The sequence below is a fragment of the Methylobacterium sp. 391_Methyba4 genome (assembly GCF_029691625.1).
Lineage (GTDB): Bacteria > Pseudomonadota > Alphaproteobacteria > Rhizobiales > Beijerinckiaceae > Methylobacterium > Methylobacterium fujisawaense.
This window is the reverse complement of sequence record NZ_CP121475.1, coordinates 2,378,875-2,404,781: the sequence shown is the minus strand read 5'-3', so window position 1 is coordinate 2,404,781 and position 25,907 is coordinate 2,378,875. Positions and strand designations below refer to the sequence as shown.

The 25,907-nt window shown below is 72.3% G+C and carries 23 protein-coding genes; 6 read left to right on the top strand and 17 right to left on the bottom strand.

Annotation, left to right across the window (positions count from 1 at the left end; all coding sequences use genetic code 11):
• Nucleotides 1-108 precede the first annotated feature (108 nt).
• From P9K36_RS11125 to P9K36_RS11110, 4 genes are all read left to right on the top strand, one after another.
• A complete protein-coding gene (locus P9K36_RS11125) occupies nt 109-894 on the top strand; it encodes a gamma-glutamyl-gamma-aminobutyrate hydrolase family protein (RefSeq protein WP_043757034.1) in 786 nt (261 codons plus the stop codon).
• Nucleotides 895-1,103: 209 nt separating this feature from the next.
• Entirely contained in the window at nt 1,104-1,349 is a 246-nt protein-coding gene (locus P9K36_RS11120; RefSeq protein WP_111474000.1) for a ferredoxin, read from the top strand.
• Nucleotides 1,349-2,620, top strand: a complete 1,272-nt coding sequence (locus P9K36_RS11115; protein ID WP_111474001.1) for an FAD/NAD(P)-binding oxidoreductase — start codon at nt 1,349-1,351, stop codon at nt 2,618-2,620. The genes P9K36_RS11120 and P9K36_RS11115 overlap by 1 nt, the downstream gene beginning before the upstream one ends.
• Before the next feature lie 9 nt (nt 2,621-2,629).
• The gene (locus tag P9K36_RS11110) at nt 2,630-3,883 is read left to right on the top strand and encodes a cytochrome P450 (RefSeq protein ID WP_111474002.1); all 1,254 of its coding nucleotides are present in this window, start codon (nt 2,630-2,632) and stop codon (nt 3,881-3,883) included.
• Nucleotides 3,884-3,923: 40 nt separating this feature from the next.
• On the opposite strand, the gene P9K36_RS11105 is transcribed toward P9K36_RS11110, so the two are convergent.
• On the bottom strand, nt 3,924-5,621 hold the full coding sequence (locus P9K36_RS11105; protein WP_278307096.1) for a methyl-accepting chemotaxis protein: 1,698 nt from the start codon (nt 5,619-5,621) through the stop codon (nt 3,924-3,926).
• A 658-nt stretch (nt 5,622-6,279) separates the two neighbouring features.
• On the opposite strand from P9K36_RS11105, the gene P9K36_RS11100 reads away from it, so the two are divergent.
• Complete coding sequence (locus tag P9K36_RS11100) at nt 6,280-6,870, top strand: hypothetical protein (RefSeq protein WP_043757028.1); 591 nt, start codon at nt 6,280-6,282, stop codon at nt 6,868-6,870.
• On the opposite strand, the gene P9K36_RS11095 is transcribed toward P9K36_RS11100, so the two are convergent.
• From P9K36_RS11095 to P9K36_RS11055, 9 genes are all read right to left on the bottom strand, one after another.
• Nucleotides 6,837-8,609 carry a class I adenylate-forming enzyme family protein gene (locus tag P9K36_RS11095; RefSeq protein WP_043757023.1) on the bottom strand — a complete coding sequence of 591 codons (1,773 nt, stop codon included), beginning with the start codon at nt 8,607-8,609 and terminating at the stop codon, nt 6,837-6,839. The genes P9K36_RS11100 and P9K36_RS11095 overlap by 34 nt on opposite strands.
• Complete coding sequence (locus tag P9K36_RS11090; protein WP_043757020.1) at nt 8,606-9,376, bottom strand: SDR family oxidoreductase; 771 nt, start codon at nt 9,374-9,376, stop codon at nt 8,606-8,608. The genes P9K36_RS11095 and P9K36_RS11090 overlap by 4 nt, the downstream gene beginning before the upstream one ends.
• 220 nt (nt 9,377-9,596) lie before the next feature.
• Complete coding sequence (locus P9K36_RS11085) at nt 9,597-10,373, bottom strand: SDR family NAD(P)-dependent oxidoreductase (RefSeq protein ID WP_043757017.1); 777 nt, start codon at nt 10,371-10,373, stop codon at nt 9,597-9,599.
• Between the two features lie 2 nt (nt 10,374-10,375).
• On the bottom strand, nt 10,376-11,434 hold the full coding sequence (locus P9K36_RS11080; RefSeq protein ID WP_043353020.1) for a phosphotransferase family protein: 1,059 nt from the start codon (nt 11,432-11,434) through the stop codon (nt 10,376-10,378).
• Nucleotides 11,431-12,666 carry an acyl-CoA dehydrogenase family protein gene (locus tag P9K36_RS11075; protein ID WP_043383145.1) on the bottom strand — a complete coding sequence of 412 codons (1,236 nt, stop codon included), beginning with the start codon at nt 12,664-12,666 and terminating at the stop codon, nt 11,431-11,433. Before P9K36_RS11075 ends, P9K36_RS11080 begins: the two co-directional genes overlap by 4 nt.
• Before the next feature lie 295 nt (nt 12,667-12,961).
• Nucleotides 12,962-14,467, bottom strand: a complete 1,506-nt coding sequence (locus tag P9K36_RS11070) for an ATP-binding cassette domain-containing protein (RefSeq protein ID WP_043386826.1) — start codon at nt 14,465-14,467, stop codon at nt 12,962-12,964.
• Nucleotides 14,464-15,384 carry a branched-chain amino acid ABC transporter permease gene (locus P9K36_RS11065; RefSeq protein WP_043345981.1) on the bottom strand — a complete coding sequence of 307 codons (921 nt, stop codon included), beginning with the start codon at nt 15,382-15,384 and terminating at the stop codon, nt 14,464-14,466. The genes P9K36_RS11070 and P9K36_RS11065 overlap by 4 nt, the downstream gene beginning before the upstream one ends.
• A gap of 319 nt (nt 15,385-15,703) precedes the next feature.
• Complete coding sequence (locus P9K36_RS11060; protein WP_043386828.1) at nt 15,704-16,579, bottom strand: branched-chain amino acid ABC transporter permease; 876 nt, start codon at nt 16,577-16,579, stop codon at nt 15,704-15,706.
• A gap of 18 nt (nt 16,580-16,597) precedes the next feature.
• Nucleotides 16,598-17,857: an ABC transporter substrate-binding protein gene (locus P9K36_RS11055; protein ID WP_043386830.1), complete on the bottom strand. Its 1,260-nt coding sequence runs from the start codon at nt 17,855-17,857 to the stop codon at nt 16,598-16,600.
• Between the two features lie 314 nt (nt 17,858-18,171).
• On the opposite strand from P9K36_RS11055, the gene P9K36_RS11050 reads away from it, so the two are divergent.
• On the top strand, nt 18,172-19,197 hold the full coding sequence (locus P9K36_RS11050) for a cyclase family protein (protein WP_043757012.1): 1,026 nt from the start codon (nt 18,172-18,174) through the stop codon (nt 19,195-19,197).
• A gap of 29 nt (nt 19,198-19,226) precedes the next feature.
• On the opposite strand, the gene P9K36_RS11045 is transcribed toward P9K36_RS11050, so the two are convergent.
• From P9K36_RS11045 to P9K36_RS11015, 7 genes are all read right to left on the bottom strand, one after another.
• Complete coding sequence (locus P9K36_RS11045) at nt 19,227-21,239, bottom strand: SDR family NAD(P)-dependent oxidoreductase (protein ID WP_043757009.1); 2,013 nt, start codon at nt 21,237-21,239, stop codon at nt 19,227-19,229.
• A 101-nt stretch (nt 21,240-21,340) separates the two neighbouring features.
• Nucleotides 21,341-21,499 carry a hypothetical protein gene (locus P9K36_RS11040; RefSeq protein WP_164706392.1) on the bottom strand — a complete coding sequence of 53 codons (159 nt, stop codon included), beginning with the start codon at nt 21,497-21,499 and terminating at the stop codon, nt 21,341-21,343.
• Nucleotides 21,500-21,605: 106 nt separating this feature from the next.
• The gene (locus P9K36_RS11035; RefSeq protein ID WP_043757007.1) at nt 21,606-22,457 is read right to left on the bottom strand and encodes a DUF1206 domain-containing protein; all 852 of its coding nucleotides are present in this window, start codon (nt 22,455-22,457) and stop codon (nt 21,606-21,608) included.
• 144 nt (nt 22,458-22,601) lie between these two features.
• Nucleotides 22,602-22,943, bottom strand: coding sequence for a hypothetical protein (locus P9K36_RS11030; RefSeq protein WP_043345965.1), 342 nt, complete (start codon nt 22,941-22,943; stop codon nt 22,602-22,604).
• 49 nt (nt 22,944-22,992) lie between these two features.
• The gene (locus P9K36_RS11025) at nt 22,993-23,556 is read right to left on the bottom strand and encodes a Uma2 family endonuclease (RefSeq protein WP_043757005.1); all 564 of its coding nucleotides are present in this window, start codon (nt 23,554-23,556) and stop codon (nt 22,993-22,995) included.
• A gap of 371 nt (nt 23,557-23,927) precedes the next feature.
• The gene (locus P9K36_RS11020; protein WP_236961444.1) at nt 23,928-25,118 is read right to left on the bottom strand and encodes a M23 family metallopeptidase; all 1,191 of its coding nucleotides are present in this window, start codon (nt 25,116-25,118) and stop codon (nt 23,928-23,930) included.
• A 98-nt stretch (nt 25,119-25,216) separates the two neighbouring features.
• Nucleotides 25,217-25,684 (bottom strand): peroxiredoxin, encoded by a 468-nt coding sequence (locus P9K36_RS11015; protein WP_043386844.1) that lies wholly within the window; start codon nt 25,682-25,684, stop codon nt 25,217-25,219.
• Between the last annotated feature and the right edge of the window lie 223 nt (nt 25,685-25,907).

The following is a 25,907-nucleotide window of genomic DNA, read 5'->3' as shown; positions in this document are numbered from 1 at the left end:
CCGGACGGGACTGGCGTCGGCCTTGCGTGGGTCGTAGAGCCTGCCGCGGGCCGCAAGGGCCTGCCGCTTAGACAGCACAATTAGCCAGCACAAGGAGCAGCCGGGACGATGGCGAGACCCGTGATCGGCGTCATCGGCAATGCCCGCCTGATCGACAATCGGTTTCCGGCGCAGATCGTCGGCGAGAACAACATGCGGGCGGTGGCCGCGGTGGCGGGAGCCCTGCCGCTGATGTTCGCCGCCGCCCCGGCGATCACCGACCTCGGCGACCTCCTCGATACCGTGGATGGCATCCTGCTCACGGGCGGCCGCGCCAACGTCCACCCGACCCGGTTCAACACCGAGCCCTGCGCGGCGCACGAGCCCTACGACGAGGACCGCGACGCCGTGGCTCTGCCGCTGATCGAGGCCTGCGTGGCACGCGGGGTGCCGCTGTTCGGCATCTGCCGCGGCTTTCAGGAGATGAACGTCGCCTTCGGGGGCAGCCTGCACCCGGAGATCCGCGACCTGCCGGGCCGGCTCAACCACCGCATGCCGCGCCTCCCGAACGGCGAGATCCATCCGGACTTGGAGGTGATCTTCGCCGACCGTCACGAGGTCCGCCTGACGCCCGGAGGCGCCTTCGCCCGTCTCCTCGGACGCGAGACGATCCGGGTGAACTCCCTGCACGGCCAGGGCATCCTCGAACCGGGCGGACGGATCGTGATCGAGGGGGTCGCCGAGGACGAGACGGTCGAGGCGATCCGCGTCCGCGACGCGGCGGGCTTCGCCCTCGGCGTCCAGTGGCACGCCGAGCACGATCCGGCGACCAACCCGCTCAACCGCGCCCTGTTCGAGGCCTTCGGGATGGCCGCGGCGACGCGGCACCGGGCAAGGGTGGCCGGGGGGCGCTGAGGCGCGGCATCGGCCGCGGACGGCGATCCCCTGACGGGGCGCCGATGCGGCGGGCCCAGGGTACGTCCCCACCGGCGCGGCCTGATGAAGGGGGCGGCCGCCGTCTCCACGCAGCCAGAGGCTGCCAGGCATCGGCGTCCAGGGTCGGGCGAATCGGGCCGCGACGACGGCCCGCGGAACCCGCAGCGCCCGCCCGCGGTTGCCTCGCCATGTCCCCCTCTGCCGATGCGTCTTCCGGTCCCCCGTCCGGCCTGCGGGTGAGCGTCGATCTCAACCTGTGCCAAGCCTATGCCCAGTGCTGCTACGCGGCGCCGCGGCACTTCCGCATCGAGGGGCACGAGGCCCTGTTCTACGATCCCGCGCCCGCCGCGCAGGACCGGGACGACATCGAGCGGGCGCGCGCCGCCTGTCCGGTCCAGGCGATCCGGGTCGAGGATCCGGAGCGGGGCGCCTGATGGCGCAGCCCCCCGGGCGGGCCCTGATCGTGGGCGCCGGCCTCGCGGCCCTGCGCGGTGCCGAGTCCCTGCGCGCGGCGGGGTTCTCCGGCCCGCTCACCATCGTCGGCGACGAGCCCCATCCTCCCTACGACCGGCCGCCGCTGTCGAAGCATGTCCTGACCGGTGCCGTCGCGGCCGACGCGACGACGCTGCCGGGACGCCACGGCCTCGCGGCCGACTGGCAGCTCGGCACGGCGGCCGTGAGCCTCGATCGGCAAGCCCGCACGGTCCACCTCGCCGACGGGCGTGCCCTCCCGTACGATCGCCTGCTCATCGCCACCGGCACCCGCGCCCGGCCGTGGCCGAACCCCCACGAGGGCCGGCTCTCCGGCGTCTTCACCCTGCGCGGGCGGGACGATGCCGCCGCCTTGCGGCGCGCCCTGGCCGCCGGCCCGAGGCACGTTCTGGTGATCGGCGCGGGCTTCATCGGCTGCGAGGTCGCGAGCCTGTGCCGGCAGCTCGGCCTTCCCGTCACCCTGGTCGAGCCCGGCCCGACGCCCCTGTCCCGCGTGCTCGGCAGCACCGTCGGGGGGTTGATCGGCGCGATCCACGCGGGCCACGGGGTCGCGGTGCGCTGCGGCAGCGAAGTCGAGTGGCTGGAGGCGGAGGGCGGCCGGCTGGTGCGGGCCCACTTGGTCGACGGCGGCAGCATCGCGACCGACATCGCCGTCATCGCCCTGGGCGCGGTGCGCAACACCGACTGGCTCGAAGGGTCCGGCCTGTCTGCGGATTGCGGCGGGGTCGATTGCGACGCGCACGGCTATGTCCTCGACACCGACGGACAGCCCGATCCGCACATCGCCGCCGCCGGCGACGTGGCGCGCTTTCCCCATCCCCTCTACGGGGGCCGGCGCGTCGCCCTGGAGCACTGGAGCCACGCGGTGGCGCAGGGCATCCATGCCGGCCGGCTGCTCGCCGGCGCGGGACCCGAGGTGCCCTACGGCGCCCTGCCGACCTTCTGGTCGACGCAAGGAGACCTCGTGGTGAAATCCGCGGGTCTGACCGAGGGCGCCGACGCCGTGGCGATCACGCAGGGCGATGCGGCCGCCGGCCGCTTCGTCGCCCTCTACGGCCGCGAAGGACGCTGCATCGCGGCGGTCTCGGTGGATTCCGCCCGCTGGCTGCCGGCCCATGCCGAGCTGGTCGCCGCCCGGGCCCCGTTCCCGCCACGCGGCGCCGCGACCGACCGGCCGAAGGCCGTCACGATCCTCGAGCCGGGCTTGCCCTAAGGAAACCGCATGCCCGACGCCACCCTCCTCAATCAGGTCAAGGATTTCGCCAACCGGCCGAATCCCTATCCGATCTATGCGCGGCTGCGGGAGAACCCCGTCTCGCGCCAGGACGACGGCACCGAGGAGGGCACCTGGGTTGCGGCGACCCACGGCACCATCGCCAGCCTGCTGCAGGACCCGCGGGTCAGCTCCGAGACCCTGCCCCCAGCCGATCGGCCGCGTACCGGCAACCCCCTCACCGACCTGATCGTGAAGCCGCTCAAGGACTGGATGATGGACCGGCACCGGGTCTTCATCTTCCGCGACCCGCCGGACCACGATGCCCTGCGCTCGGCGGTGATGCACCAGTTCAGCCGGGAGCGCGTTCAGGCGATGCGCGCCCGCTCCGACCGGCTGGTCGCCGATCTGCTCGACGAGAAATGCGGCGCCCGGGAGATCGATGCGGTCGACGACCTCGCCTACCCGCTGCCCGTGACGGTGATCTGCGAGCTGTTCGGCGTGCCCCGGGAGGACGAGCCGAAGTTCCACGGCTGGGCGACGCAGCTTGCCACCGCGCTGGAGCCCGACAGCCTGTCCGATCCCGAGATCCGCGCCGAGAACAGCCGGACCTTCGACGCGATCGGCGGCTACATGGCCGACCTGATCAAGGACAAGCGGAAGCACCCGGGGGACGACATGCTGTCGGGGCTTGCCAACCACGCGACCCCGGCCGGGGTGAAGATGGGCGATTACGACCTGATCGCCACCTCGATCCTGATGCTGGTGGCCGGCCACGAGACCACCGTGAACCTGATCACCAACGGCCTGCTGACCCTGCTGCGACATCCCGACGAACTGGAGCGCCTGCGGCAGGATCCGCTCCGGGCCCCGCGGCTGATCGAGGAACTGCTGCGCTACGAGCCGCCGGTGCAGTTCCGGACGCGGCGGACGCTCTCGGCCATCGACATCGCGGGCGTGACGATCCCCGAGGGCGCCGACCTCGTGCTGCTGCTGGCCTCCGGCAACCGCGACGGGGCCGTCTTCCCGGATCCCGACCGGTTCGACCCCGACCGCGCCGGACTCCGCCATCTCGGCTTCGGCGGCAGCCTGCATTACTGCGTCGGCGCGCCCCTTGCCCGGTTCGAGGCCGAGGCGGCGCTGACCGCGCTTGCCCGCCGGCTCAAGGCGCCCCGGCTGATCGAGGACCCGCCGCCCTACCGGTCGGGCGCGGCGCTCCGCGGGCCCGAGCATCTGCAGGTGGCGATCGACGGGATCGCATGAGGCGCCGCCGGGCCGGCGGGGCGGCGGCGCCTGATGCCCGTCAGGCGGCCTTGACGGCGGCGAGGAAGGTCGTGACCTCCTCGCCGAGGCTCGCCGAGTAGCGGGCCAGTTCCTGCGCGGCGCTCAGGACCTGTCCGGAGGCCGTCCCGGTGTCGCGGGCCGCCTGCCGGACGTCGGCGATATCGGTGCTCACCGCCTGCGTGCCCTGCGCCGCCTGCGTGACGTTCCGGACGATCTCGCTGGTGGCCGCGCCCTGCTCCTCCATGGCGGCGGCCACGCTGAGCGCCACCGTGCGCATCTCGTCGATCGTGCCCCCGATCGTCCGCATCGCCTCGACCGCCTGCCGCGTCTCGGTCTGTATGGCCGCGATCTGCGCCGCGATGGTCTCGGTCGCCCGGGCCGTCTGCGAAGCGAGCGCCTTCACCTCGCCCGCCACCACGGCGAAGCCCTTGCCGGCCTCGCCGGCGCGCGCCGCCTCGATGGTGGCGTTGAGGGCCAACAGGTTGGTCTGCCCGGCGATCCCGGCGATCAGGCCCATCACCTCGCTGATCTGGTCGGTGCCGCGGGACAGCACCTGCATCAGGGCGTTCGTCTGGGTCACATCCGTGCTGGCCCGGTCGGCCATCGCGGAGGACTGGGCGACGCGGGCCGCGATCTCGTGGATCGAGGCGGCCATCTCCTCGCTGGCCGCCGCCACGGTCTGCACGTTGCTCGACGTCTGCTCGGAGGCAGCGGCCACGCGCACGGACTGGTCGGTGGTCCGCGCGGCCGTGCGCGTCATCTCCCGGGCGGTGGCCTCCATCTCCACCGCGGCCGAGGACAGCCCCTGCGTCAGCGCGCCGACCTGCGTGTCGAACCGGGCGGTGATCGCGTCCAGCATCTGGGCGCGGCGCATCTTCGCGTCGTTCTCCGCCACGGCGGCCGCGTCGGCCGCGCGCTTGGCGATCAGGGCGTCCTTGAACACCTGGACCGCGCGGGCCATGGCGCCGACCTCGTCGCCGCGCCGCTGGTCATCGACCGTCACCGCGAGATCGCCGTCCGCGAGGCCGCGCATCGCCGCGGTCAGGCGGGTGATCGGACGCGCCAGGCTGTTGCCGACGAGGAGGAGCAGCGCCAGGATCGGCAGGGCGAGGCCGGCGGACCAGACGGCGATGGTGACCGCCCGGTCGCGCACGGCCGCGTGGACATCGTCCCGGTACAGGCCGGTGGCGACGATCCAGCCCCACGGCTTGAACATCTGCACGCTCGCGACCTTCTCCACCGCCACGGACCCGCCGGCGCGCGGCTTCATGTAGTCGACGAAGCCGGAGCCGTCGCGCGTGGCGGTCTCGACCATCTCGGCGAAGTAGCGCTTTCCGCCGGGGACGTCGGTCTGGTCCACCACCCGCTTGCCGACGTTCTTGGCGTTGAAGGCGTTGGCGATCAGGTGACCCTGGGCATCGAGGACGAAGAAGTAGTCCTCGCTGCCGAAGCGCAGGGCGGTGATCGCCGCGAGGGCCACCTTCTGCGCCTCGGCGAGGGGCATCTGGCCCGCGGTGGCCTGCGCCTCGTAATGGCCGAGCAGGCTCTGCGCGACCTCGGTGAGGCGCTTCGTCATCAGGGCGCGATCCTCGAGCGCCGAGCTGCGCATGTCGACGTAGCTCAGCGCGCTCAGGGCGCCGATGGCCACGAGCACCAGGACCATCACGGCCGCCAGCTTGTGGCGGAGCTTGAGGTTGGCGAGACTGTGCCACGGCACGGCACGGTCGGCGGACGGGCGGCTGGTCTGGTTGGGAATCATCCGAGCACCGGAAGAGGACGCCTGCAGCCTGCCGGAACAGGGTCGCCGTCGGCGCTGCATCGGGCCACTTTCGCGCGATCGGGTTAGTAAATCGCAAAAATTCGCGACCGAGAGCCGGAACCATGAGGGCGGATGTCGAGAGGCGCCCCGTGAAAGCAGCCTATCTCAGTAAATTTACATAGATTAGTATCTAATTCTATTCGAGACGGGACAGCAACTCAACTGTTCACGGCTGTCCGGTCACGCTGTAGTGTACCCGCCTGAAGCAGCCCGTGTCCGGCCGCAGGGGCGAGCAGGCGGTCGGCCCGACGATCAGTCCGGTCTGCGCCACGAGCGCGAGCCTGTCCGGCCGCAGGATCCGTCATCGATCGGCAGGCTCCGATGGCGCCGGTCCGGCAGCGGCTCCCGGTCGGCAGGACCGCGACCGCCCCGACACGGATCGCCCCGACACGGATCGCCCCGACACGGATCGCCCGAGCGGAGCGTCATCGGTATTAAACGTGCTTCGACGATCTTCATGGAAATGCAGCGACGGAATTCCCCTGTGCGGCAGTTCGATCTATTGTTGCATCGCCTAGCGGATCAGTCGGGAACGCCGCGATTTCAGGAGGGCACCATGTTGCACGGTGCGCGAACGAGCCTCGCCGCCCTCATCCTGGCCCTCGGCCTGGGCGGCGCATCCGCCGAATCCGTGGCCACGACCTGGACGGACCCACCGGCCCACAAACCGGCCACCGAAAAGGCGCCGGCCGCGGATCAGAAGGCGGCGGCGCCGGCAACGGCCGCCTCGACCCCCGCGGCGGCGACGAAGGCCCGGCCGACGCCCGCCAAACGGACGGCCGTCGCGGCGCGGCGCGAGCCGGAGCGGAAGGCGGCACGCGGCCCATCATCGACCGCCAAGCGGTTCGCCGCCGCGCCGCGCCGGGCCCGCATCACCGCGGCGCCGGCCCGCATGATCCGCAGCGGCCCGCAGATCGCCGCGGCAGCGCCCCCGCCTCCGCCTGAGGGCTACGCGCGCTACCGCGCCTACAATTACGGGCCGGGCTATGGGTACGGCTACGCGCCGGACGACACCGACGACCGCCTCGATCGCCTGAGCAGCGCGCAGGCCGCCGGCTACGTCGTGGTCCGCCGCCGGACGGTGCAGTTCCCCGACGGCCGGACCCTGCGGGTCTACCGCCCGGACCCAGAGGGTGAGCCGTTCTGATCTGACACGCCTGCGAACACCGCCCGCAGGGGGGCCCTCAGAATCTTCCCGGCGGGGTTGCGCGGCAGGAGTTCGTCCCGGATCACGATCCGCACCGGGACCTTGAACGCCGCGAGCCGCGCGGCCGCGAAGGCGCGGATCTCCGAGGCGTCGGCACTCGACCCCTCCGCCAGAACCACGATGGCGCCCGGCTCCTCCCCGAGGGTCGGATGGGGCACCGGCAGCACCACGGCGTCGATCACGTCCGGATGGGCGTAGAGGGCGTTCTCGACCTCGCAGCAATAGATGTTCTCGCCGCCGCGGATCAGCATGTCCTTGATCCGGTCGACGATGGTCAGGAACCCCTCGTCGTCGGCGCGGGCGAGGTCGCCGGTGCGCAGCCAGCCCTCGGAGAGGGCCTCGGCGGTGGCCGTCGGGTCGTCCCAGTAGCCGCGGACCACGTTGGGGCCCTTCACGCAGAGCTCGCCGACCGTGCCCGGCGGCAGCACGTCCCCGAGGGGGTCGACGATCCGCACCTCGCAGACCGGCAGGGGCGGACCGCAGGACTCGGGATGCGCGAGGTAATCCTCGCCCTGGTGATGGGTGAAGGTCGCCGAGGTCTCGGTCATGCCCCAGCCGGTCCCGGGGACGACCTTCGGCAAGGCCTCGCCGAGCGTTCGCACGAGGTCGCCGGCGGCCGGGGCCCCGCCATAGGTGACGCCCTCGAGACTCGGCAGCGGCCGTCCGGCCTCCCGGGCGGCGGTGGCGAGCTGCCACGCGATGGTCGGGACGCCGCCCGCGCTGGTGCAGCCCTCCCGTTCGATCAGGTCGAGGGCCGCGTTCGCGTCCCAGCGGTGCATCATCACCAGCCGGTGGCCGCCGTAGAGCGCCGCCCCGAGGCTCGCGTGGCAGCCGGTGACGTGGAACAGCGGGATCACCAGCAGCGCCGCCCGCTGCGGCGCGGACGGGTCGGGCTTGGGCGGGCTCTCGCCCCGGCGCAGGGCGCTGCGCGCCGCCGAGTAGGGATAGGCCATCACCGTCGTGGCGGCCGCCCGGTGGGTGCCGACCGCCCCCTTGGGCTTGCCGGTGGTGCCCGAGGTGTAGAACAGCGTCGCGTCGTCCTCCGGACCAAGAGCGATGTCGGGCAGGGGCAGGTCGGGCAGGGCGGCCCAGTCCCGGACCGGCCCCACGATCTCGGCGAGCGGCGTCGCCCGGGGGTCCGGCTCCATCCGGGTGGTGAGGACCCGCTCCAGGGCCGGGCATTCGCCCAGATGCGGGGCGAGCCGGGCGAAGCGCTCGCCGTCGGCGATCAGCACCCGCGCGCCCGAATGCTGCAGGCCGTAGGCGAGCTCGGGCCCGGTCCACCACGCATTGAGCGGCGTCGCGATCGCCCCGGCGAGCAGGGCGCCGAAATAGCTCACCGGCCATTCGGGCAGGTTGCGCTGCGCGATGGCGACCCGGTCGCCCTTGCGCAGGCCGGCCTCCACCAGGGCCCGCGCCAGGGCGGTGGCGGCGCGGGCGAAGCCCGTGAAGGTCACGCGCTCGTCCTGATAGACAACGAAGGTCTTCTCTCCGTGCCCCCGGGCGATCCGGAACAGGTCGCGCAGGGTCGGCGGGGCCTTCTCCCAGATCCGGGTCGGCACGCCCCGGATCGGCACCGTGGCGATGGCGAAGGGTGCGCCCGGGGCGGTGAGCCGCGCCTCGGCCTCGCGGAAGGGCAGGGAAGGCCAGCCGGCGGGGATGCGGGGGTCGAGACTCATCGGGCGATGGTCACGCCGCCGTCGATGACCAGTGCCTGACCGGTCACGAACCGGCCCGCCGCGGAGGCCAGGAACACGGCGGCGCCGGCGATCTCGTCGGGCTCGCCAATCCGGCGCAGGGGCGCGGCGTCCGTGGTGGCGGCCAGCATCTCGGGATCCTCCCACAGGGCCCGGGCGAAATCGGTGCGGATCAGCCCCGGGCAGAGGCAGTTCACCCGCACGTTGGCGGGCCCGTACTCCACCGCGTAGTTGCGGGCGAGCTGGAGGTCGGCGGCCTTCGAGACGTTGTAGGCGCCGATCACCGGCGACCCTTTGAGCGCCCCGATGGAGGAGACGATGACGATCGCGCCGTCCCGCCGCGCCACCATGCCGGGGGCGACCCTCTGGATCAGCCAGTGGTTCGCCAGGACGTTGTTCTCGAGGATCTTCCGGAACTGCGCGTCGGAGATGCCGGCCAGCGGCCCGTAATAGGGATTGCTGGCGGCGTTGCAGACCAGCACGTCCACCGGGCCGAGCCGCGCCTCGGTCTCGGTGACCAGGGCTTCCAGCTCGTCCTTCACCGAGATGCTCGCCGGGATCGCCACGGCGCGGCCGGCGCCGTGCGCGGCCTCGATCTCGGCGACCACCGCGTCGCAGGCTTCGCGCTTGCGCGAGGAGATCACCACCCGGGCGCCGTGCTCGGCCATCCGCAGGGCGATCGCCCGCCCGATGCCCCGGGAGGAGCCGGTGATGAGCGCGACCTTGCCGGTCAGGTCGAACAGGGACATGGCTCGCCTCCGCGCTGCGCAGGGCCGGACACGCCCGCCAGCTTGGTTCCGCGGGATCTGACGGTCGCGACGCGCCCCCTCTCCCGCACGGGAGAGGGTTGGGGTGAGGGGTGCGCACTGTCCGGAAAGACCCGATCCCTCACCCTGTCCCTCTCCCCCACGGGAGAGGGGACCAGCGCCCCATCCGGCTGTCGACGATGTCTCCGGACGCCGCCCATCCTCACGCCCCCGCCCGCATCGACCGGCGCAGGCGCGCCATGCCGGCAAGCCACCGTTCGGGATCCTCGGCCCGGCGGCGGGCGTATTCGGCCACCTGCGGGTGCGGCAGGATCAGGAAGCGCCCCGATGCCAGCCCATCCAGGGCGGCCTCGGCGACGGCCTCGGGTGACAGCACGCCGTCGCGCGACGCGGCGCTGGCCGCCCCCAGCATGGCGGTGTCGACGCCTTGCGGGCACAGGGCGGCGACCCGGATCCCGTCCGCGGCATGGGCGATGGCGAGATGCTCCAGGAAGGCCAGCGCCGCGTGCTTGGTGGCCGAGTAGGTGGCGCTGCCGATCTGGCTCAAGAGCCCCGCCGCCGAGACGGTGCCGAGGAACGCGCCCCCGCCTCGGGCGCGCCAGAGCGGGACCAGAACCCGCGCCGCGTGGACATGGCCCATCACGTTCACCGACCACGACCGCGCCCAGCTCTCCGGATCGGCGGAGGTGGCCAGCTCCGGATCGGGGTCGCGCTCCAGGATGCCGGCATTGGAGCAGTAGAGCGCGATGGGACCGATCCCGGCCTCGATGCCTGCGAGGGCAGCGGCGACCGCCTCCGGGTCACCCACGTCGATGGCATAGGCCCGTCCGCCGAGTTCCACCGCCACGGCCTCAGCCCCGGCGCCGTCGCGGTCGAGGGCGACCACGGTCGCGCCCCGGGCCCGGGCCGCCGCGGCGAGCGCCCGGCCGATGCCCCGGGCGGCCCCCGTGACGGCGACGACGCGGCCGGAAAACTCCATGCTCAGGCCCCCGCCCGCTCGGCGAAGCCCCAGGCCGCTTCGGCAAGCTTCGGGACGCGTGCCGCCATGGCGGCGGCGTGCTCGCTCGCGGCGTTGCCCGCCTTGGCGCGGGCGGCCACACCCTGCAGGATGCCGACCAGCCGGAACAGGTTGTAGGCGAAGTACCAGTCGAGGTCGGGCAGGCTTTTCCGATCCGCCGCCCGGCAGTAGAGCGCCACCGCCTCGTCCCGTGTGGGAATGCCCAAAGCCGGCAGGTCGAGCCCGCCGAGCCCGCTGCGCCCGTCGGCCGGCAACTCCCACTGCATCAGCAGGTAGCTGAAATCGGCGAGCGGGTCGCCGAGCGTCGACAGCTCCCAGTCGAGCACCGCGCTGACGCCGCCGTCGCGGGAAAAGATCAGGTTGTCGAGGCGGTAATCGCCGTGGACCACGCAGGCGCCCTGCTGCTCCGGCACGGTCCGAGGCAGCCACGCGATCAGCCGCTCGACGTCCTCCAGGCGCCCGTCCTCGGCGGCGCGGTACTGGCGGGTCCAGCGGTCGACCTGCCGGGCGAAGTAGTTGCCGGGCCGGCCGTAATCGGAGAGCCCCGCCGCCTCCGGGTCGATGGCGTGGAGGCGGGCGAGCGTCGCGATCATGCCGGCGTAGTGGCGGTGGCGGGCATGGGGATCGAGGCCCGGCAGCGCCCCGTCCCAGTGCACCGCGCCGTCCACCGCCTCCATCACGTAGAAGGCCGCGCCGATGATGTCCGGGTCCTCGCACAGCGCGAAGGGCCGCGGCACCGGGAAACCCTCGCCGTAGAGGGCGCCGATCACCCGGAACTCGCGGTCCACCGCGTGCGCGGAGGGGAGGAGCGGGCCGAAGGGTTTTCGCCGGAGCACGTAGGCCTGGGCGGGCGTGTCGAGCCGGTAGGTCGGGTTCGACTGACCGCCGCGGAACTGCCGCACGGTGAGCGGGCCGGCGTAGCCGCGGACGTGGCCCTCCATCCAGGCGGCGAGCTTCGCCTCGTCGATCCGGTGGCGCGGCTCGACCGGCTTCACGCCGGAGAAGACATCCGCGTCGCTCATGCGCCCTCGCGGGCATTGGTGTAGCGCCCGAATTCCAGCCGGGCGATCGAGCGGTTGTGGACCTCGTCGGGCCCGTCGGCGAGCCGCAGGGTGCGGATATGGGCGTACATCCTGGCGAGCCCGAAATCCTCCGAGACGCCGGCCCCGCCATGGGCCTGGATCGCGTCGTCGATCACCTTCAGCGCCACCCGGGGCGCCGCGACCTTGATCATGGCGATCTCGAGCTTGGCGCCCTTGGCGCCGACCTTGTCCATCATGTCGGCGGCCTTCAGGCAGAGGAGGCGGGCCATCTCGATGTCGATCCGCGCCTCCGCGACCCGCTGCTCCCAGACCGACTGCTCGGAGATCCGCTTGCCGAAGGCGACCCGGGACACGAGGCGGCGCGCCATGGCCTCCAGGGCCACCTCGGCGGCCCCGATGGTGCGCATGCAATGGTGGATCCGGCCCGGCCCGAGCCTTCCCTGCGCGATCTCGAAGCCGCGGCCCTCGCCCAGGATCAAGTTCCCGGCCGGCACGCGGACATGCTCCAGCACCACCTCGCCGTGGCCCTTGGGGGCGTCCTCGTAGCCGAAGACCGGCAGCAGCCGCTCCACCCGCACCCCCGGCGTGTCCATCGGCACCAGGATCTGCGTTTGCTGCCGGTGGCGGGGGGCGTCCGGGTCGGTCTTGCCCATCAGGATCGCGATCCTGCAGCGCGGGTCGCCGACGCCGGTCGACCACCACTTGCGGCCGTCGATGACGTAGTGGTCGCCGTCCCGGCGGATCGACGTCGCGATGTTGGTGGCGTCCGAGGAGGCGACCTCCGGCTCGGTCATCAGGAAGGCCGAGCGGATCGCGCCGGCCATCAGGGGCCTGAGCCACGCCTCCTTCTGGGCGGGGCTGCCGTAGCGGTGCAGCACCTCCATGTTGCCGGTATCGGGCGCCGCGCAGTTGAAGACTTCCGAGGCGATCCCGACCCGGCCCATCGCCTCGGCGCAGAGCGCGTAATCGAGGTTGGTGAGGCCGGCGCCGCGGTATTCCACCGTGTCGTGCTCGGGGGAGGGCGGCAGGAACAGGTTCCACAGGCCCTCGGCCTTCGCCCGGTCCTTCAGCCGCTCCATCGTGGGCGAGGGGGCACGGCTCTCCGTCCGCTCGGCCGCGACCGCGGCGGTGGCCGGCAGGATCTCGGCGGCGATGAAGGCGCGGACGCGGTTCAGCCAGTGCGTCTGGGACTGGGAGAGGTTGAAGTCCACGGTGTCCGCTCCCTAGGGTTTTCCTGCCGGCCAGCGCACCAAGCTGTGCGAGCCGGCTGCCCGCCGTCCCACTGCCTTCACCCGCGGCGCGACGGGCCCCCTCTCCCGTGCGGGAGAGGGTTGGGGTGAGGGACGAGAACTCTCAGGATCAAGCAACCCAGCGACGCGCGTCCCTGGCGCGCCGCCTCCGGACAGACCTGATCCCTCACCCTGTCCCTCTCCCGCACGGGAGAGGGGACCTGCGCTCCAACCCGAATCGAACGTGGATCTTGATCGACCCGGATCACGCCACCCCTCACAGATAGGCCGATCCCATCTCGCTGGCGAAACGCTGCGGCGGCCCCTCCCAGACGATCCGCGCCTGCTCCAGCACGTAGACCCGGTCGGCGTGCGGGAGCGCGAAGGTGACGTTCTGCTCGCCGAGCAGGACCGTGATCGGCGTGGTCTGCCGCAGCTTCTCCAAGGCTTTCGACAGCAGCTCCAGGATCACCGGGGCAAGGCCGAGCGTCGGCTCGTCGAGGATCAGGAGGCGCGGCCGCATCATCAGCGCCCGGGCGATGGTCAGCATCTGCTGCTCGCCCCCCGACAGGGTGCGGGCGCTCTGCGTCTCGCGGGCCTTCAGGATCGGGAACAGCTCGTAGAGCCAGTCGCGCTGCCTGGCGCTCTCGGCCTTGGGGAAATGCTGACCGCCGAGGTCGAGGTTCTCGCGCACGCTGAGGTCACCGAACAGCTCGCGGGTCTCGGGCACCTGGACGATGCCGGCCCGGGCGATGGCGGCGGGCTTCATCGTCGCGAGATCCCGGCCGTCGAACCGGATCGTGCCGGTATGCGGCACGAGGCCCGAAATGGCGTTGAACAACGTGGTCTTGCCGGCGCCGTTCAGGCCCACCACCGAGACGAACTCGCCCTCGTGGACGTGGATCGAGGCGGCGCGGAGCGCCTGCGCCTTGCCGTAGAGCACGTCGACACCCTCGACGGTCAGCAGCGAATCCGGCTTGAACGCGGCTTCCGGCCGGGCCGCCGTCTCGATGCTGCCGCCGAGATAGACCCGGCGCACGGTCGGGTCGGCCATCACGGACTCGGCCGAGCCCTCGGCGATGCGCTCGCCGAGATACATGGCGAACACCCGGTCCACGAGGGCCGAGACGCTCTTCACGTTGTGGTCGACGAGGAGCACGGCCTTGCCCTCGTCGCGAAACCCCCGGATCAGCTCGGAGAAGGCCGCGACCTCGCCGCCGGTCAGGCCCGCGAAGGGCTCGTCGACCAGCACCACCCGGGGATCGCGGGCGATGGCCTTGGCGAGCTCAAGCCGGCGCAGATCCGCGAAGGGCAGGGTGCCGGGCCGCCGGTCGACCACGGCGCCGAGGCCGACGCGCTCGGCGATTTCTTTCGCGCGCCGCGCGACGTGGGGATCCGCGACCAATCGGATCAGGCTGTCGGGCAGGAGCGCGAGGCTGATGTTCTCCAGCACGGTCTGCCGCTGGAGCGGCCGCGCGTGCTGGAACACGAGGCCGATCCCGGAGCGCGCCACCCGGTGGGCCGGCATCCCGCCGATCTCGGCGCCGTCGAGGCGGATCGAGCCGGCGCTCGGCCGCTCCAGCCCCATGATCAGCTTCATCACGGTGGACTTGCCCGAGCCGTTCGGGCCGATCAGGCCGAGGATCTCGCCGGGCCGCAGGTCGAGATCGACCTCCTTGACGGCGACGAGGCCGCCATAGCGCTTGGTCAGGCCGCGCACGGTGAGGCAGGGCTCGGCCAGGACGGGCGACACGGCCGGCGGGGGTGCCACGGCGACGGTCATCGGGCGCTCCGGAAGGAGGCGAGGCCGAGGAGCCCCGAGGGCACGAACAGGATCACCAGCAGCGCCACCGCCGAGACCACGAAGGTCGAGAGCCCGCCGAGCGGGCGCAGCAATTCGCCCGCCGCGATCAGGAACACGGCGCCGAGCGCCGCGCCCACGATGGTGCGGCGGCCGCCGAGCACCGCCGCGATGATCACCTGCACGCCCACCGACGTGTTGATCAGCGTGCCCACCGAGGCGGTGCCCATGTAGAAGACCACCAGCCCGCCCGCGAGGCCCGAGAAGGCGGCGCTCACCGCGAAGGCCGCGAGCTTGTGCTTGGCGACGTTGAAGCCGAGCGCCCCGGTCACCACCGGATCCTGGCCGGCGGCCTGGAGGATCAGCCCCGCGGGCGAGCGGGCGATGGCCGTGAGGATCAGGCCGGAGACCGCCATGAAGCCGAGCGCCAGCCAGTAATTGGTGTCGGCGTCGATGGAGATGACGTCGGGGACGGTCAGGCCGATCTCGCCGCCGGTGAGGCCGGAGAAGACCACGATCATGTTCTGCAGGAGCAGCACCGCCACCAGGGTGATCAGCCCGAAATAGGGGCCGCGGACCTTCAGCGCCGGCAGCGCCAGGGCGAGGCCGCCGACCACGGCGAGCACGGTCCCGGCCGCGAGGCAGTAGGGGATCGGCAGCTCGTAGCGGTTGTTGAGGATGCCGGCGCCGTAGGCCCCGAGCCCGATCAGGAAGGTCGGGCCGAAATTCACCTCGCCGGCGAAGCCGAAGAGGAGGTCCCAGGCCATCGAGAACACGCCGAAATAGTAGGCGATCGTGAGCAGGCCCAGGATGTAGCCGGAGACATACCAGGGGAGGGTGGCGGCGGCCGCGACGGCGAGGATCGCGATCCAGAAGCCGGGGGTGGTGAGGAGCTTCATGGATGAGCCGCACCAGGATTGATGATCAGGGCTTCAACGCTGATGAGGGAACGCGACGCGCCCCCTCTCCCGTGCGGGAGAGGGTTGGGGTGAGGGACGGGACGCGTCAGGCTGGAGCACGTCTTCGACGCGCGTTCGCGTCCCGCCTTCTCCGGGCGCCGCACGCCCCTCACCCTGTCCCTCTCCCGCACGGGAGAGGGGACCCGCGTCTCGTCTTGCGGCCGCCGCGGCGGCGCACACGCCGTTCGAATCCGGGAGCCAGCACAGGGAAGGGCGTTCATCACGCGCCCGGCGAAGACTCTGATCTCGAGGACCGCCATCAGCGCCGCCCCAGCAGGCCCTGCGGGCGCAGGTACATGACGGCGACGAGCAGCAGCAGCGCCGGGATGACCCGGTAGGCCGGCGAGATCAGGTAGGCGGTGGCGGTCTCGAGGTAGCCCACCACGTAGGCGGCGATCAGCGAGCCGGTGACGCTCCCCAAGCCCCCCAGCACCACGATCGAGAAGGCGCTCGCGGTGAGCGGCCCCACCGAATACGAAGACACCCCGAGGAACATCCCGAGCAGCACCCCGGCGATGCCGGCCAGAAGCCCGTAGATCGCCCAGACCGCGACGTAGATCTTCGCCATGTCGTGGCCGAGCAGCGTGACGCCGCGCGGGTTCATGGAGGCGGCGAGCAGGACCTTGCCGGCCCGCGCCCGGTTCACGAACAGCCAGAGCAGCCCGATCACCACCCAGCAGATCAGCGCGGTGAAGAGCTCGTTCTTCGGCGTGCGGACGCCCGCGATCTCCACCACGCCCTCGATGAGCGGCAGCACGGTCTTCGGGTTGTCGGTGAAGAAGTAGGCCACCAGCTCCTGGATCATGATCCCCCAGAGCAGCGTGCCGGTGAGCACGAAGATTTCCTTCTCTTCGCGCGGGATCGCCCGGCTGCGCTCGATCGGCGCCACGACGGCGAAATAGGTGACGAGGGCGCCGGCGAGCCCGCACAGCACGCCGATCGCCGCGCCCGCATAGGAGCCGAGCCCGAACAGGGCCGAGGCCGCCCAGGCCGCCACCGCGGCCATGACCATCAGGGCGCCGTGGGTCAGGTTGAGGACGCCCGAGACCCCGAAGATCAGGGTGAAGCCCATCGCGCCGAGGGCGTAGAGGGCCGAGATCGCGAAACCGTCGACGAGGATCTGGAGGCCGATCATCGCGCTCTCCCTGTCCGCCTACGGGACCGCCGCCTTCACCGCAGGGGGCAGGATCATGGTCCCGTTGGCGGTCGCCGCCGGCCAGATCGCCACCTGCTTGCCGTTCTGCCACTGGCCGAGGACGCTGGTCATCAGGCCGGGGCCGTACTGGATCGAGTGGGTGAACGGGTCGTCCTTGCCGTAGAACTTCAGGTGCCCGACGGTGCCGACATAGTCGGTCTTCTCCAGGGCCTCGACGAGCTTGTCGGCCTCCGTGGAGCCCGCCCGCTTGATCGCCTCCGCGGTGTAGTAGACGGCGTCGTAGGCCATGAAGCCCGCGTAGGAAGGCGCCCCGCCGAAGCGCTTGGTAAAGGCCTCGGAGAACGGGATCGTCTTCTCGGTGAGCGCCACGCCCGGCAGCGCCACGCTGTCGAACAGCACGCCCTGCGTGCCGCCGTTGGTGTTGGCCCAGAAGGTCGAGGAGGTCGCCTGGCCGCTGATGCCGGTCATGGCGATCGGCACCTGCTGATTCTGCCACTGCACGGTCGGCTGCACGCCGACATGGGCGATGCCGGTGACGATCAGGTCGGGCTTGGCCGCCTCGATCTTGTTGTAGATCGGCGTGAAGTCCCCCGTGTCCGGCGAGAAGCGGACATGCTCCACCACCTTGAGCCCGGATTTCGGCAGGCATTCCTGGTAGGCGGCGTCGAGCGGCCGGGTCCAGGCGGCGTCCTCGCTCATGATCGCGGCGGTCTTGGCCTTGAGCGTCCCGACCAGCACCTCCTTGGCCGAGTCGCAGACCGCCTGCGCCAGGGCGTGGGAGGTCAGATAGCCGTGGAAGGTGTACTTGTTCCGGGCGTAGTCCTTATGGACGTTCACGCTGATCTCGTTGGAGGCCGCGCCGGGCGTGATCATCGGCGTCTTGAGCCGCGCCGCCCAGGGCATCAGCGCCAGCACGACCTCCGAGATGTAGCTGGCGATGACGACGTTGACCTTGTCCTCGGAGACCGCCCGCTGGAAGGCGCGGACCGCGTCGGAGGCGGAGGACTTGTCGTCGTAGGTGACGACCTGGATCTGGCGCCCGTCGATCCCGCCCTTGGCGTTGATCTCGTCGGCGGCGAGCTGGACCGCCTGCGGGATCGAGGCCCCGGCGACCGACTGCGCCTCGGCGATCACCCCGATCTTGATCGGATCCGCGGCCCGGACGGGCCCGGCGGCGACCAGCCCCGCCGCGATCAGCGCGGGCAGCATGCGCCGAATCGGGGCAACCCGAGCGGCGGCGCGCACGGTCTCGGACATCGGCGCTTCCTCATCCCAGTGCCCGAATTTTATATTCGCGGGCTTGGGGAGGGACTGTACCCGCGCTCCGACGGATCACAAGGGGCCGATCGGGACCGGCCGGTGACGTTTGCACCGAGTCGTTTTCCGCCCGGGGTATCGCGGCGCGCCGCCGCGTCCTAGGCTCGCCGCGGCCCTGCGAAGCGCGGGCCCGGCGGCCTCGAAGAAGGGCACAGTCTGGTGAGGAACGCACGCTCGGCCGCGGCCGGGGTTCGCCCCGGACCGCGGCCCTGGAGCCTCGGGAAGCGGCCGGCGCGGGCAGGGGGACCACAGGCATGACCCTGCGCTGGACCCGGCGGCCCGAGGGCTCGACCTGGGGGGATTTCGGCCCCGACGACGAGCTGGGGCGCCTGAACCTGCTCACCCCCGAGAAGGTGCTGCAGGGCGTCGCCGAGGTGCGCGCGGGCCTGACCTTCTGCCTCAGCCTGCCGCTGGACCTGCCGGGCGGCAACGTCCTGAACCCGCGCCGCCACCCGCCCCAGATCACCCCGACCCGCCGCGCCGACGGCCGGCCGAACATGAACTTCCCGGTCTGCGAGGAGGTCGACGGCGCCACCGACGTGATCTGCGACGACCGGGCGCTGATCCACCTGCAATACTCGACGCAGTGGGACTCGCTCGCCCATGTCGGGTCGCTGTTCGACGCGGACGGCACGGGCGCGACGCCGACCTACTACAACGGCTTCCGCGGCGGCCGGGACATCGTCGGTCCGAGCGCGCCGGAAGCGGCGGATCAGCCGTCCCGGGCGAAGCGCCTCGGGATCGAGCGCTTGGCCGAGGCCGGCATGCAGGGCCGCGCCGTGATGATCGACCTGCGCGCCCATCTCGGCGACGCCAAGACCAAGGTGGGTTACGACCAGCTCGCCCGGATCCTGGAGGCCGATGGCGTCGTGATCGAGCCCGGCGACATGGTCTGCCTGCATACGGGCTTTGCCGAGCGGCTGATCGCCATGGGCGGCGATCCGGACCCGAAGCTGGTCCACAATCTCTGCGCCGGCCTCGACGGGCGGGACCCGCGCCTCCTCGACTGGATCACCCGAACCGGGCTCTGCGCGCTGATCGCCGACAACTACGCGGTGGAGGCCTACCCGGCGGGACCCGGTCCCGCCTGCTGCGCGACGCTGCCGCTCCACGAGCACTGCCTGTTCAAGCTCGGGGTCAATCTCGGCGAACTGTGGCACCTGACGCCGCTGGCCGCGTGGCTGCGCGCCCATGGACGGAGCCGCTTTTTGCTCACAGCCCCGCCGCTGCGCCTGCCCGGCGCGGTGGGCTCGCCGACGACGCCGATCGCCACGGTGTGAGCACCGGGCGGCCTCAGATGCCGACCGGATCAGCCGAGGGCGGCGGGCGCGGCGGCGGCGCGCGGCGGATCGCCGACCGGCTCCGCGGCCGGCTCCGCAGCCGGCTCCGCGGCTTCCTGGGGCGGCCCGGGACGGAGGACGGCGCGCTCGCGGAAATGCGGGATGGCCGCCTCGAACACGGCCTCGGCGGCGGCCCGGTCGCCCGCCGCCACGGCGTCGCGCAGCCGCACCACCCAGCCGTCGAGCCGGGCCCGGTCGGCGAAGACCGGCCGCGCCGCCATCACGCCGTCGATGCCCGGCAGGGCGATCCGGGGCTCCTCGCGGGCGAACAGGATCTCGTTGAGCCGCTCGCCGGGCCGGGCGCCGGTATAGGCGATCTCGATCTCCGCGCCGGGCTCGAAGCCGGCCAGCCGGATCATCCGCTCGGCGAGGTCGGCGATCCGCACCGGCTGGCCCATCTTGAGCACGTAGACCGCGGCACGCTCCGCGCCCGCCCGGGCCTCGCCGTCGGCATGCGAGGCCGCCGTCAGCACGAGGTCGCAGGCCTCGCGCACGGTCATGAAGTAGCGGACCATGTCGGGGTGGGTGACGGTGACCGGGCCGCCCCGGGCGATCTGCGCCTTGAACACCGGCACCACGGAGCCGGCGGAGCCCAACACGTTGCCGAAGCGCACGGCGATCAGCCGGGTCGCGTGGTTCGGCCTGACCGATTGTTCGGCATCGAGGGCCTGGGCGACCATCTCGGCGAAGCGCTTGGTGACGCCGAGCTGCGAGACCGGCTCGATCGCCTTGTCGGTGGAGATCATCACGAGCGCCCGGGCGCCGGCCGCCACCGCGGCCTCGGCCACGTTGATCGAGCCGAACACGTTGGTCTTGATGCCCTCCTGCCAGTCCCGCTCCAGGTAGGGCACCTGCTTGAGCGCGGCGGCGTGGAGCACGTAGTCCGGCCGGAACGCCGCGATCACCGCGTGCGTCCGCTCCCGGTCGCGGATATCGGCCAGCACGCCGGTCACGTCCGCCTCCGCGGCCAGGATCGCGGGGTGGCTGAGGATGCCGTGGAGGGCCGGCTCGGAGGATTCGAGCACCAGCACGGCGGCGGCCCCGAAGGCCACGGCCCGCAGGCAGATCTCCGAGCCGATCGAGCCGCCGCCGCCGGTGACCACGACCCGGCGTCCGGCCAGGAACGCCTCCAGGCGCGGGCGGTCGATGGCGACGGTCGGCCGCAGCAGCAGATCTTCGATCTCGAGCGGCGCCAGTTCCGGGCCCTGGACGCCCTCGCCGAGACCGACGACGCGGGCGAGGGGCAGGCCGAGGCGCCGGGCACGGGCGATCAGGTCGTCGGGGGCCGCCTCGGGCACGAGGGCGCTCGGGGCCGCCACCAGCCGCCGCACCGGCGCGCCGCGGTTCGCGAGGTCGGCGACCACGCGCTCAAGATCGGGGAACCCGCCCAGAACCGGCACGCCGCGCATGAACTGGCCGCGCTCGTCCGCCCGGGGCGACAGGATGCCCCGCGGGGCGAGCTTCTTCACGGAGCCCGTCTCGATCGCCCGGAGCAGCACGTCCATGTCGGCGCCACGGCCGAGGAGCAGGGTCGGGACGGTGGCGGCCCGCGCGCTCGTCTGCCGGGAGCGGGTATCCTTGAGGTAGCGGAACGCGAGCCGGGTACCGCCCAGGAAGAAGATCTGCAGGACCCAGTACAGCAGGATCGCGATCTTGCCGAAGAAGTAGAAGCCGTACAGGTCGGACGAGACCAGGACCCAGTCGGTCACCAGGAGCGCCAGCGCCAGGACGCTGGCCGCCCGGACGATGCCGGCGAGATCCTGCAGCGAGGCGAAGCGCCACTTGGTCCGGTAGAGCCGGAACCGGCCGTAGACGAGGCCTGCGAAGACCAGGAACGGCGGCAGCAGCAGGGGCAGGGCGTGCAGGCGCTCGGCGAGCATGCCGCCCTGGAAGCGGAACAGGAAGGTGAGCACCACGGCGGCAGCGGTCGCCGCGAGGTCGTGGGTCACCATCACCGCGGTCTTGTAGAGGCGCTGCTGCATCGGGTGCCGGATGGGATGCCGCGGGGTATCCGCCGCGGCACCGGCCCTGTCAACGCGCCGCTCCGGCCCCGCGCCACACGGACGCGCGACCGCTGGGCGTATTACCTGCCGAGACTGCCGCCGAACCCGGATTTGAAATTCTTCTGATAAGTGCGCCCTTTCACCGGGTCGGCCTTGTCGACCATCAGAATTTTGACGCGCTCATTGAAGTCTTCCGTGGTCACGGTCTGTGCCCGACCGGTGATCAGAATTCTAGCCATCTTCGCCTCCGCAACATCGCCCAGGGCACAGGATCGCGCGGAGGGTCTGTTTTACTTGGTGTGTGGCCAGCCGATTACAATCGGAGCAGCCTCAGAATTGCCAGGCTTAGGTCAGCGCCCGGGCCGCGGCGCCGGCCGCATCGTCCACACGGTCGATGTCCGGGGCCTCGATGTGCCGGTACCGCGCCTGAATCAGCCCGAAGGCACCGAAAGCCGCGTGGCCCGCCGCGGCGAGCCCGAGCAGCACCCAGCCGTAGGGCTGCGCCCGCAGCAGCGCGAAGGCCTCGGACAGGCCCTTGGCATCCGAGGAGCGCTGGTGCCATGCCGCGGCCACGAGGAACCCGCCGATGATCAGGAAGGCGAGGCCCCGCGCCGCGTAGCCGAACCGGCCGATCGGGCCGGCCCAGCGGTCACGGGCTTGCGGGTCGATGGCGAGTCGGTCGGTGACGTCGCCGCGCCAAGCCTTGCCGAGGAAGCCGAAGCCGCCTCCGACGACCGCGAGGCCGACGAGGGCCACGAGCCAGCGGCCGAAGGGCTTGCTCAGGAGCCACGCGGTCCCGTCATGCACGCCGTCGCCGCCGCTCATGCCCAGGCCGAGGCTGAGCGAGGCCGCGCTGGCGGCGAGACCGAGATAGAGCACGGCGCTGATCAGGTGGGCGCCGCGCACGGCGAGGCCCTTGGCCGAGGTGCCCCGCCGGTCGGCATCCGTGATGCCCTCGACGAGGCGCCAGAGGGCGAATCCGGCGAGGCCCAGGGCGATCAGGCCGACGATGGCCGCGCCGAACGGCCCGGCCATCACGGCGCGGAGCGCGTCCTTGCTGTCCCCGGCCCGCCCGCCATGCCCCAGGGCCGCCAGCAAGGCGAGGCCGCCGACCAAGATGTAGACGACACCGCGGGCGCCGTAGCCGAAGCGGGCGATGCGCTCGATCGTGTTGCGGCCCCCGGGAAGCGTCCTCATCGGCAGACCTGGGAAGCCGGGATACGGATGTTCGTCACGGGCTGCCTCGATGAGCGACGTCCTGAGCGACGTCCGGTGACGCTGCGCCTCGTCAACGCCCGGCGGCCCGCGCGCGATCCGTTGCCGGCGCAGAGTTCCGGCCGCCTACATCGGCGTCCGCTCGGCCCGGCCCGTGAGCGCCACGTAGAAGCCCAGCCCGTCCTGGGCCGGGAGGGTCTGCAGGCGCTCGATCAGGCCGCGGCGCTTCGCGTCGAGGAGCAGGCGGCCGGCCGGCTGGAACAGGGTCTCGCCCCCGCCCTCCGGCGGCGGATCGAGCCGGATCGCCACGGTCTTGCCCTTGGCGAAGCGGCTGCGCTCCAGCATGTCCTTGAGGGAGGCCTCGGCGGTCGCCCGGTTGGCGCCGCGCAGGTCGAGCACCGACTCAGCGTCGGTCACGCCGAGGGAGCCGCGCAGCTTGGCCGCGTAGAAGTCTTCGAAATGGGGCAAGTCTCGGTGCCTTGATGCGTCGCCGTTCGATCAGGTGGGGTGCGGGCGCTCAGAAGGCGAGGCCGCGGTAGATGTCGCGCACCGGCACCGCCCCGTCGAGTTCCGGCAGCGGCACGGTGCCGTCGAGCCCGAGGGCCGCGACGCTCCGGTCGTCCCCCGCGCGCCGCCAGACCTCGACCCGTGCCGCGTCGGAATAGACGATCGGCAGCACCGCGAGGCGCGGCACGGTCCGGCAGGTATCGATCTTGCGGCCGCGGTCGAGCCTCATGGTCGCGGGAAGGAGCACCTCGGCGACGAGAAGCGGATCCGTGGCATCGCCCTCCGGCAGGGGCGGCCCGGCCCGCACCACCACATCGGGGACCGTCGCGAAATTGTCCCTCGCGGCGCGGGGGATCCCGAGATCCGGCATGGTGCGGCAGCCCCTGCCGTCCGCGAGATCGCCGATTCGTCGGATCAGGTTGGCGACGATCGCCCGATGCCGCTCCCGCAGCGGCGCCATCAGCACGGGTCCGCCGTCGGGCAGCTCCCGACGCTCGTGCGCGGGCCGGCTCTCCACCCAGAGCCTGAACTCGGACACATCCATCCGCGCGTCGCGCTTCGCGGTCAGAGCCATCGCCGATCCCCGATCCCGACCCGATCGTAGCACCGGGGCGGCCGGCCGCAACAGCGCCGCCTCAGAAGGTCATCCGGGCGCGTCATCGTCGATCGCGGCGCTGCGGATCGCGAGATCCGGATAGGCGCCGCCGCCCCGTTCTCGGGCCATCGCGTCGAGACTTCGGGCGACCGTTGAGAACGATCAGCCGCGCGCGCGGCGGCGCCCTCAGCACCGTCGAGGACGTCCCCGCGCCCCTCGTCCCAGCACGGCTTCCGCCATCGCATGTCCTCGGCGACGCCCATGCGCGCGTCGCGCTTCACGGCCAATGCCATGGCGGCCTCCGAGCGCGACGCGGAGGCTCGCACGATGCGGCCCTCCAGGGGGCGGACTCAGTCGGCTCCGAGCCGGGCCGTCGCGACGGTCGCGCCGGCGTCCAGGAAGCGCTGCGGATCCACCGGCGCGCCGTCGATGCGGGTCTCGTAATGGAGATGCGCCCCCGTGGAGCGCCCCGTCGAGCCGACCGAGCCGATGACGTCGCCCGCGGCCACGCGCTGCCCCGGGCGCACCCCGATGCGGGCGAGATGGCCGAACCTGGTGGTCAGGCCGTGGCCGTGGTCGATCTCGACCATGTTGCCGTACCCGCCCGCAGCCTCGGCGGTGACGACCCGGCCCGGCGCGGTGGCGCGGGCGGGCTCGCCGTACTCCGCCTTCAGGTCCAGCCCGGTATGCAGGGCGAGGCCGCGGGTGAAGGGGTCGAGGCGCGTGCCGAACGGGCTCGACACGATCGAGGCCCCCCGGATCGGACGGGCCAGGGGCAGGGTCGCGGCGACCCGGCGCAGGCGCTCGCCGTCGTCGAGCGTCCGCCGGGCCAGCGCGAGGCCCTCCGCGAAGCCGCTGCCGTCCAGGGCGCGGCCATTCAGGGGGACCAGCGGGCCGCCGAGTCCGGCGGCCGGCACGGCCGCATCGAAGCGGTCGGGATCGAGGCCGGTGCGGCCGATCAGGCCGCGCAGCCCCCGCACCGCGTCCCCGGCCTGGGCGGACAGTCGGGCGAGGCGCTCGCCCTGGGCCGCCTGCAGGCCGTCGAGCCGGGCCTCCAGCCGGATCAGCCCGGTCTCCGCCTCGCGCGCGCTCCGGCGGGGCAGGGGCTCGATGGCGGACCGCGCCGGAGCCGGCCCCTCGGTCGGACGCAGGAGAAGCCCGTCATAGCCGCCGCTGCGCGGTCCGTCGGACCGGTCGGGCAGGGCGCCGGTGGTGGAGGGCTCGGACAGGGCCTGCCGCTCGAGGTCGCCGAGAGCCGCGGTGCGCCGCTCCAGCTCGGCCTGGCGCTCCAGGGCGGCCGCGACCCGTTCGGCCAATCCCGCCTCGCTGCCCACCCTGTCGCGCCGGTCGCGGTCGAGGCGGTCCTGCAACTCGCCGATGCGCGCCTCGTAGGCGTCGCGCAGGGCGGCCTGCCGGGCGACGAAGCCGGCGAGCACGTCGTCGTGGAACACGATCAGGTAGGAGGCGCCGAGCGCCCAGACCAGCGCCAGGGCGAGGCCGGCGGCAAGCCAGGGGGCCGGCCGGCGCGGCCTGGGAAGCATGTGGAACTTCGGAGGATGCATCGGGACGGCCCCGGGGGAGCCGCCATTCAGACCTCAGTAGGGTTAAGGATCCGTCGCGGGCCGGGTCGTCCGGCCGGTCAGGGCAGGGCGCGGGCGGCCGTCAGCACGGCCTCGGCATGCCCCGGGACCTTCACCTTCGGCCAGATCTTCGCGATACGCCCCTCGCGGTCGACCAGCACGGTGGTGCGCTCCACGCCCATGTACTTGCGCCCATACATGCTCTTCTCGACCCAGACGCCGTAGGCTTCGAGCACGGCCTTGTCCTCGTCGGCGGCGAGCGGGAAGGCGAGTCCGTACTTGCCGCAGAACTTGTCGTGGCTCTTCACCGGGTCCGGCGATAGGCCGACGACCTTGGCGTCCGCCTCCGCGAAGGCCGGCAGGAGACCGTTGAAGTCCTGCGCTTCCAGCGTGCATCCGCTCGTGTCGTCCTTCGGGTAAAAGTAGAGCACGACTTTGTGACCTTTGAGCGCGGACAATCCGACGCGCCCTCCGCCCGAGGCGGGAAGGTCGAAATCGGGGGCGAGATCCCCCTCTGACAGCGGCATCGTGCCTTCCTTTCGGCCGATTGATGATGTGCAACCGATCTCGTGCGCGGCCTCAAGCGATTGCGCCGCGCACGTCCGAGCCAAGCCCGGAGTCGCCGCCGCTGTAAAGCGCGGGCGTGCTTCGATCCACCGGCCGCGGTGCCCGAGGGTGCCGCGCGCAGAGCCCCCGGAACAAGGGTCCCGATGGCGGACGAGACAACGTCGGCAGGCAGGCCTCGGGGGC